The 6,775-nt window shown below is 68.4% G+C and carries 7 protein-coding genes, 1 tRNA gene and 1 pseudogene; 2 read left to right on the top strand and 7 right to left on the bottom strand.

The window, feature by feature from the left end; translation table 11 throughout:
• Nucleotides 1-179: 179 nt before the first annotated feature.
• From D0D37_RS45215 to D0D37_RS45205, 3 genes are all read right to left on the bottom strand, one after another.
• Nucleotides 180-1,040: an Fpg/Nei family DNA glycosylase gene (locus D0D37_RS45215; protein ID WP_116206717.1), complete on the bottom strand. Its 861-nt coding sequence runs from the start codon at nucleotides 1,038-1,040 to the stop codon at nucleotides 180-182.
• A gap of 38 nt (nucleotides 1,041-1,078) precedes the next feature.
• Nucleotides 1,079-1,519: a DUF983 domain-containing protein gene (locus D0D37_RS45210; protein WP_116206716.1), complete on the bottom strand. Its 441-nt coding sequence runs from the start codon at nucleotides 1,517-1,519 to the stop codon at nucleotides 1,079-1,081.
• Nucleotides 1,520-1,588: 69 nt separating this feature from the next.
• Nucleotides 1,589-3,280 (bottom strand): zf-HC2 domain-containing protein, encoded by a 1,692-nt coding sequence (locus D0D37_RS45205; protein WP_116206715.1) that lies wholly within the window; start codon nucleotides 3,278-3,280, stop codon nucleotides 1,589-1,591.
• Nucleotides 3,281-3,490: 210 nt separating this feature from the next.
• Between D0D37_RS45205 and D0D37_RS45200 the strand changes: the two genes are divergently transcribed.
• Nucleotides 3,491-3,563 (top strand) — tRNA-Gly (locus D0D37_RS45200).
• A 200-nt stretch (nucleotides 3,564-3,763) separates the two neighbouring features.
• On the opposite strand, the gene D0D37_RS45195 is transcribed toward D0D37_RS45200, so the two are convergent.
• The 4 genes from D0D37_RS45195 to D0D37_RS45180 form a co-directional block, all read right to left on the bottom strand.
• Nucleotides 3,764-4,165 (bottom strand): Imm7 family immunity protein, encoded by a 402-nt coding sequence (locus D0D37_RS45195; RefSeq protein WP_116206714.1) that lies wholly within the window; start codon nucleotides 4,163-4,165, stop codon nucleotides 3,764-3,766.
• A gap of 26 nt (nucleotides 4,166-4,191) precedes the next feature.
• A complete protein-coding gene (locus tag D0D37_RS45190; RefSeq protein ID WP_116206713.1) occupies nucleotides 4,192-4,701 on the bottom strand; it encodes a DUF2716 domain-containing protein in 510 nt (169 codons plus the stop codon).
• A gap of 223 nt (nucleotides 4,702-4,924) precedes the next feature.
• Nucleotides 4,925-5,560 carry a hypothetical protein gene (locus D0D37_RS45185; RefSeq protein WP_116206712.1) on the bottom strand — a complete coding sequence of 212 codons (636 nt, stop codon included), beginning with the start codon at nucleotides 5,558-5,560 and terminating at the stop codon, nucleotides 4,925-4,927.
• Between the two features lie 76 nt (nucleotides 5,561-5,636).
• On the bottom strand, nucleotides 5,637-6,128 hold the full coding sequence (locus D0D37_RS45180) for a hypothetical protein (protein ID WP_116206711.1): 492 nt from the start codon (nucleotides 6,126-6,128) through the stop codon (nucleotides 5,637-5,639).
• 151 nt (nucleotides 6,129-6,279) lie between these two features.
• Here D0D37_RS45180 and D0D37_RS45175 point away from each other — a divergent pair.
• A pseudogene (locus tag D0D37_RS45175) lies at nucleotides 6,280-6,775 on the top strand (hypothetical protein); the annotation flags it as partial.

Raw genomic sequence — 6,775 nt, 5'->3', positions numbered from 1 at the left:
ACCACCCCCGCACCCCGATACGAAGCCAAAAATGCGGTCTGGGGTTGCTTGTCAAGGCATCTTTCCCGCCTTGACAAGCAACCCCAGACCGTCATCACAATCAGCTTCGGGGTGCCCCACGCAACCAACGTGCGCAATGTCGCCGCCAGGCGACGAGCCGAAACACAACAGCAAAGGAACTACTTCAACAACCGAGACATCCGCCGATCAGCCAACGGCTTCCCCCCGGTCTGACAAGTCGCACAATACTGAAACGACTTATCCGCGAAGGAAATCTCCCGAATAGTGTCCCCGCAAACCGGACAAGGCAACCCAGTCCGAGCATGCACCCGCAACCCAGACCGCTTCTCCCCCTTCAACCGCGCAGCCTTCTGCCCCGCAGACCGCTCCACGGCGTCCGTCTCCACCTCGCGAATCGCCTCGGCCAAAACCTCTAACGCAGCCTCGTCCAACTTCCCCACCGTCGCATAAGGCGACATCTTCGCCCGATGCATGATCTCGTCCGAATAAGCGTTCCCGATCCCCGCGATCAACGACTGATCAGTCAACGCCCACTTCAGCCGAGTCCCCTTCCCCTGGAACAACTCCCGCAACTGAGACGCGTCAACCGCCAGCGCATCCGGCCCCAACCGAGCCACACTGGCCACCTCGGAGGGGTCCGCGACGATCCACACCGCCAGCCCCTTCTTCGTCCCCGCCTCGGTCAGGTCGAAGCCCGGACCGGAAGCCGACTCCAGATGCACCCGCAGCGAGATCGGCCCCTTGCCCGGCTTCAACGGAGCCGGAGACAACCCGTCCGACCACCGCAGCCAGCCGGCGCGCGCCAGATGCACCACCAGATGCAGATCGCCGAGGACGACATCCAGATGCTTGCCGTGCCGGGTCGCGCCGGTGATCTCCCGGCCGTGCAACTCGGTGTAGGGCGGCACCGCGGTCTTCAGCACGCTGAGCGACGCGACGTCGAGCCGGAAAACGGTGCTCCCCACGGCGTGTTCGCGCAGGTGATGGGCCAGTGCTTCGACCTCGGGCAACTCGGGCATGGCACCAGTCTCGCGCGCCTGCCCGGTTCCGGCCAGGTCTATTCGACCGGGTGCAGCGGACCGTCGAAGTCCGGCAGGGAATGCCGCTGGATCGTCTTCGAGATCCGCTTCACCTCGCCGGACACGGTGAACATGCCGCGGATCGTGCCGACCCAGCGCTCCGACGGCCGGTCGCCCGCGACGTCGCCCTCGGTCTCGGCGACCACCGTCCACGGACGGCGCAGGATCCACCGCAGCGGGAAGAACAACACCACCAGCAGCAACGCCAGCAGCACCCACGCGGGCACCTTGACCACGTCCGGCGTCCAGACCACCAGCGCGATCACCAGGAACCCCATGACCACGATCATCGCGATGCCAGGTCCGTAACTGCCTGCGACGTCGTGTTCGAAATCGTCTGCGGTGGCGGGAGCCCGCCATTCCATCTGGGCACGGACCACCCAGTCGCGGCCGTCTTCGCCGCGTACCAGCCGGTTCATTCTGTTGCCTCCCGGGCGACGTCGAACTCGGTCAACGTTACCGTGACCGTGCCGTCGAGCGCGAGGTGCTCACTGAGAGTTACTGGCGGTTTGCCGGGTTTTGGCTGTTCGGGAGCTTGCGTCCGCTGAGGAATCGGCCGAACCGGTGACATCCTGCCCGGACGTGGAGTCCGCCCTGGAGGACTCGGCGGGCTTGGTCGGCTCGGCCGTGTCATCGCGCTTGCTCGGCTTGCCGGACTTCGCGGGCTTGGGAGTCTTGGCCGCCTTCGAGGACTTCGGGCAGTCGGACGAGTCAGCGGAGCCGGTGGACTGCGGAGCGGCCGGAGGAACGTGCCGCGACGAGGTCGGCGTCGTCGTGATCGACGGCGGCAGGTACGAATCCGGCGACGGCACGTACGACGAGGGCGGCGGAGCGTACGTCGACCTCGTGTCGTCCGTCGTCGTGCTCAGCACGCCCGGGCTGGACGAGTTCGTGGACGTGTCCAGATCCGCCCGCGACTCAGTGCTCGACGACCGGCTCGTCACCGGCGACTCCGAATGGCTGGCGTCCTGGCCCGGAAGATCGTCGCGCGGCGTCGAACCAGCCGAATCCGACGCCGACGAGGACTGCTCTCCGGAAACCGGCTGCTGCGCCGCCGGCAAATGGGGCACCTCGGCCGCACCCAGATGCGGCGAAGCACCCGGATGGACCTCCGCGCGCGCCGGTCGCGCACTGCCGTACAGCTTCCCGGCGATGATCCGGGGATCCTGCTGCGCTGGCGGCGGAGGCTGCTGCGGCGGAGGCTGCAACGCCAGCTCCGGCGCGCCCCCGCCCAGCCCGACGTTCTGCATCGGATGCGTCCCGAACACCAGCGGACCGGCGGTCAAGCTCACCGCACCCGCCGCCGCGGTCGACGCCAACGCCAGCCCGACCTTCACCTTCGAGCCGAACACCACGCTCTTCACCGTCGCGAGCGCGCCGCCGGCCTTCCCGATCCCGGCCAGCGCCGGAACCGCGAGCACCAGCACCCCGGCATGCGCCCGCAACGACGAACACACGTCCCGCAGCTCGTCCTGCGTCGCCCGGCACGACGGACACCCCAGCAAATGCGCCTTGATCCGCTCCGCCTCCGCGCCGGTGACACTGCCCGCGGTGAACCCGCCCAGCTTCTCCACCACCGCCCGGCACGTCTCCGGACCGCGATTCACCGACAAATGCGCCTGCAGATACGCCGCCCGCAACCCCTGCCGCGCCCGCCGCGCCAACGCCGCCGTCGCGTTCGCCGACAACCCGAAATGCGGAGCCACCATCGACGGCTGCTCGCCCTCGACCTCGGTCTGCCACAGAACCGTCCGCCACCGCTCCGGCAAACTCGTGAACGCCGTCGTGATCAACGTGTGCTCAGCCGTCCGGGCAGGCGTGTCCACCCCAGCCCCGGCCCGGAACGTCAGCTCGTCGTCAGTCACCGGCACATCGCGCCGCGCACCGTGCCACTCCCACGACACCCGCCGCGCGACGGTCAGCAGATAAGCCCGGATGTAATCCCGCGGACCCGCACCGCGGCGCAACGCCTGCAGCACGCGGAAGAAGGTCTCCGCGGTGATGTCCTCGGCTTCAGAGCGATCGGAGGCAAGACTCTGCGCCAATCTGCGCACGGCCGCGGCATGCAGCTCGAACAACTCTCCGAACGCGGCGTCCTCGCCGTCGCGCAGCCGCTTCAAAAGTGCCTGCTCGTCGGATTCCGAGGCCGCTGGTGGCGGCGCCGTGCCCAGCTCGGTCATCCGGCAAGGCACCTCCTCCCCCGAAGGACTCACCACTGAAGTCGATTGGGGACACCATACGGAGCAGAGCGCCCGTCGTCACCCCTTGTGCGCTCGGCGTGACGCGCAAGCACCACATCTCAGCAGGTCCGCGCGTATCCCGGGGCCCCCGAAAGTGTCACCGAAGCGACGGTATAGAGTGTCTTCAACACCGAGCACCAAGCGGTTAACGCGGATGTAGCGCAGCTGGTAGCGCATCACCTTGCCAAGGTGAGGGTCGCGGGTTCGAATCCCGTCATCCGCTCAGGTTCCGAAGGGCCTGTATCCACAAAAAGCGTGGATACAGGCCCTTCGCCATATCACCCGGGGGCCGAGCCCCCGGACCCCCGCGTTGCTATCGGCTGCGGTTGGGTGGTGGGCGCGTTTTGCTTGCAGAGCAAGCTAAACTGCGCGTGGGGACCATTCCGCGGGGCGAATTTCGGGATCCTGTGTTCTCGTGCCTGGTTATAGCTCGTAGGTGTCTAGGGCGGTGGGGGCTACTGGGGACAGGTGCGGGTCTTTTTGTTCCGTTAATTGGCCTCTTGCCATTCGGTATACCTGGAAGGCGTTGTCGTGTTCCGGGTGTTGGTCGTCCCAGATGTGCAGGAGGCCGTAGGAGCCGGGGGCCAGTTCGCCGACTCGGGCGAAGGTTTCCAGCAGTTGCGGGGCGATGGCTCCGCCGTGTTTGTCTAGACCACCCAGATGGAGCATGGGCAGGCCCGCGCTCCAGCGCAGGTCGACCAGGTCCAGCATGGTCGTGTTTTGCAGGGAGCGGTGGACACGATCGACCAGGCGCTCCAACAGAGCTGCGTCGTCGTCGCCTGTCGTCGTGGCGGCGATAGTCACCCAGCCGTGGTATTCGAACACGTGCGAGACGGTAGCAGCGGCGATGCTCAGCGGGTCAGCGCAGAGGGCTGGCCGTCCCGGCGCAACTGGTTCGCGAGGATGCCGTCGGCGTGCTTTTCGACCGCGGGGAGCAGTTTGTCGCCGAAAACGCACAAGGTGCGTTCCCACGGGTGCCCGAGCGTGCCGTAACTGAAATCGGCGGCGAGAAACAGGTGGTAGTCGCCGCGCGGGAAGACCGACACCGGCCACGGCGCGTTCTGCTGCATGCGGTGCGGCCAGAACTTGAACGACTGGTGCTGCCAGTGCAGGACCCACAGCCAGTCGTCCTCGGCGGTCGTCTCCTGCAGCGCGGCCAGCACCGCGCGGGCCACGTCGTGCTCTTCGACCGCGTACGGGCCGAGCCGGAACTCCGCCGAGGCGCGGTCGTACTCGCCGGTGGAGAGATCCCAGGCCGCCGACGGGCGCGGCTCATGGAAACCCGGCCAGTCGTGCGCGAAGGTGCTCGGCCAGAACCTGAGCTTGTCGTGCACCCAATACCAAGCGGGTTCGTCAGCCACTCGCGAGAGCGGCTCCCAGGCAGCAGCAGCGTTCACTTGTCGACCTCGAAGTCATCGGCCGGGCTCGAAACTGCCGAAAGCTTCGTGTCCGGGGCCGGGATTGTCCAGTCCACCGGAGCCGAGCGCCAAGCTGTCACTCGACCGGGTGGCCTGCGGACCGGGAAACACCGCCCGGTCCGCAGCTACCTCTACCCCACGCGCCCGTCAGTCATGCACGCAGCCGTTATGCGGCGCGCCACAGCGTGACGAACGCCGACGCCTCGCTGGCCGCCCACGGCCGCAGCCGCTCGCGGTCGCGCGCCGACAAGGTGAACTCCTTCGCCCGGCGCACGTCCACGACCAGCGCCTCCCCGCCCGGCAGCAGATCCGGCATCCCCTCGGTGAGCAGCCACAACGCGAGCTGCGCGGCGTCCCGGGCGAGCGGCTCCTCCTTGAAGTACAGCCAGGTGGCGAACTTCCGGCCGTTCGACTTGCGCAAACCCAACTGCGGGCTGATGCCGATCTCCAGCTCGCCGAGCGAGAACTTCGCCCGGCCGACCTCCACCAGCTTCGGATCCCGCCTGCCGAGATAGCGCAGCCAGCCCTCGGCGATGGCGGCGTAATGCGGCCGGGTGCGCTCGTCGGCGTTGTTGACCAGCGCGCGCATGGCCACCTCGTCCTGTCGGGCCGCCCGGCCGGCCCGGACCGCGTTCGCCGCGCGCCGGTAGTAGTTGAACGCCGCGCGGGCCGGGTCCTCGTACAACCGGCGCTGCCTGCGGACGAACGACGAACGCGACGGGCCCTTGCTGGCGCTGTATCCGACGAACGTGGGCAGCGTGACGTACGCCGACGTGGCTGAGGTCGGCTTGGGAGAGGTCATGGGCGGCCGCCTTCCGGTGGATGGTTTCCCCAGTACACGGCCAATTTTAGAACATATGTACGACAGTTTTTGCCGCTTAACGGGTGACCGGCGGCCACGGACCGGCCAGTACCGCCCGCGCCTGCTGCAGAACCTGTTGCTCGCAGTAGCTGACCGGCGTGACGTCGGTCGGAATCCAGGTCGCGAGCATCGCCAGCCACTGGCGCAGTTCGGAGAGGGCGGCCGGGTTGCCGAGCCGTCCGTCGAAGGCTTTGACGCTCTTCGCCGCTTCGGCGAGCGGGACGTCGCCGCGCACCATCTCGCCGAGGTGTACGCCGAGGAGCTGCCATTGGGCGGCGGTGGCGTCGGCCGGGAGTTCGATGCCCAACTCCTCGACCACGTGCGAGAAGGCGGCGGAAACCGCCTGGTGGTTGCGGTGGTCGAGAGCGGCGAGTTCAGGCAGGGAGGGCGCGTCGAGGCCCTCGCCGACGGCCCGCGCCCCGGCCTCGACGAGTTCGGCGGAGGTGATGTCGAGACCGGCGAGCCGATCCACGGCAAGGGCGGCGAGCGCACCGCGCGCGGAGGACATGCCTCGATCGTACGGACGCGCCGGATTCCGGGCTGGCGCGCGAAGCGGGTGCCTGATCTGGGCAGATCTCGGCTGATCTTGTGCACCTGAGCCCTACGGAACCGGGGCGCGTGGAACACTGTCGCCCGAACCGGTGACAGGGGGTTGCGTGATGAGCTGGCAGGAAGAACTCCGGCGGTTGGACGCGGAGTTGGCCGCCGGCCGCCTCGGACACGCCGAACACCGCCGACAGCGCGACGAACTGCTCGCCGAGGCGTCGGGCGGCGGGGCGGCTTCGCCCGTGGCGTCGCCGTTGCGGCAGGACGCGCCCTCGACCAGCGGGTCACCCACCTGGAGCACTCCGGCCGCCCAAGCGACTCCCGGCAGCACGACTCCGGACAACCCGGCGACACCGGAGTCGAGCGCCTCCATGGAGAGCAGCGCGCCGGAAGCAGCAGGCACTCCGCAGGTAGCGACGATGACGGGTCGCGGTCCGTTCGACGACCCGACGACCACGATCCGGGTGGGACCAGACGGGACCGCCTCGCCGGGCACTCCGCCCGGCGGCACCGCGACACCGGAGCAGCCCGCCGCCACCCCGGCGGCGCCCTTCTTCTCCCCGCTGCAGACCCCGGCCCCGCCGCAAAGCCAGCCGAGCCAGGCCAGCC

Source organism: Amycolatopsis circi (assembly GCF_003385235.1).
GTDB lineage: Bacteria > Actinomycetota > Actinomycetes > Mycobacteriales > Pseudonocardiaceae > Amycolatopsis > Amycolatopsis circi.
Note: the sequence above shows the minus strand (reverse complement) of the source record. Positions and strands in the feature narration are given on the sequence as shown.

Coding starts and splice junctions, on each gene's coding strand:
- D0D37_RS45215 (WP_116206717.1), bottom strand. CDS start 1,040: ATGCCCGAGTTGCCCGAGGTCGAAGCACTGGCCCATCACCTGCGCGAA.
- D0D37_RS45210 (WP_116206716.1), bottom strand. CDS start 1,519: ATGAACCGGCTGGTACGCGGCGAAGACGGCCGCGACTGGGTGGTCCGT.
- D0D37_RS45205 (WP_116206715.1), bottom strand. CDS start 3,280: ATGACCGAGCTGGGCACGGCGCCGCCACCAGCGGCCTCGGAATCCGAC.
- D0D37_RS45185 (WP_116206712.1), bottom strand. CDS start 5,560: ATGACCTCTCCCAAGCCGACCTCAGCCACGTCGGCGTACGTCACGCTG.
- D0D37_RS45180 (WP_116206711.1), bottom strand. CDS start 6,128: ATGTCCTCCGCGCGCGGTGCGCTCGCCGCCCTTGCCGTGGATCGGCTC.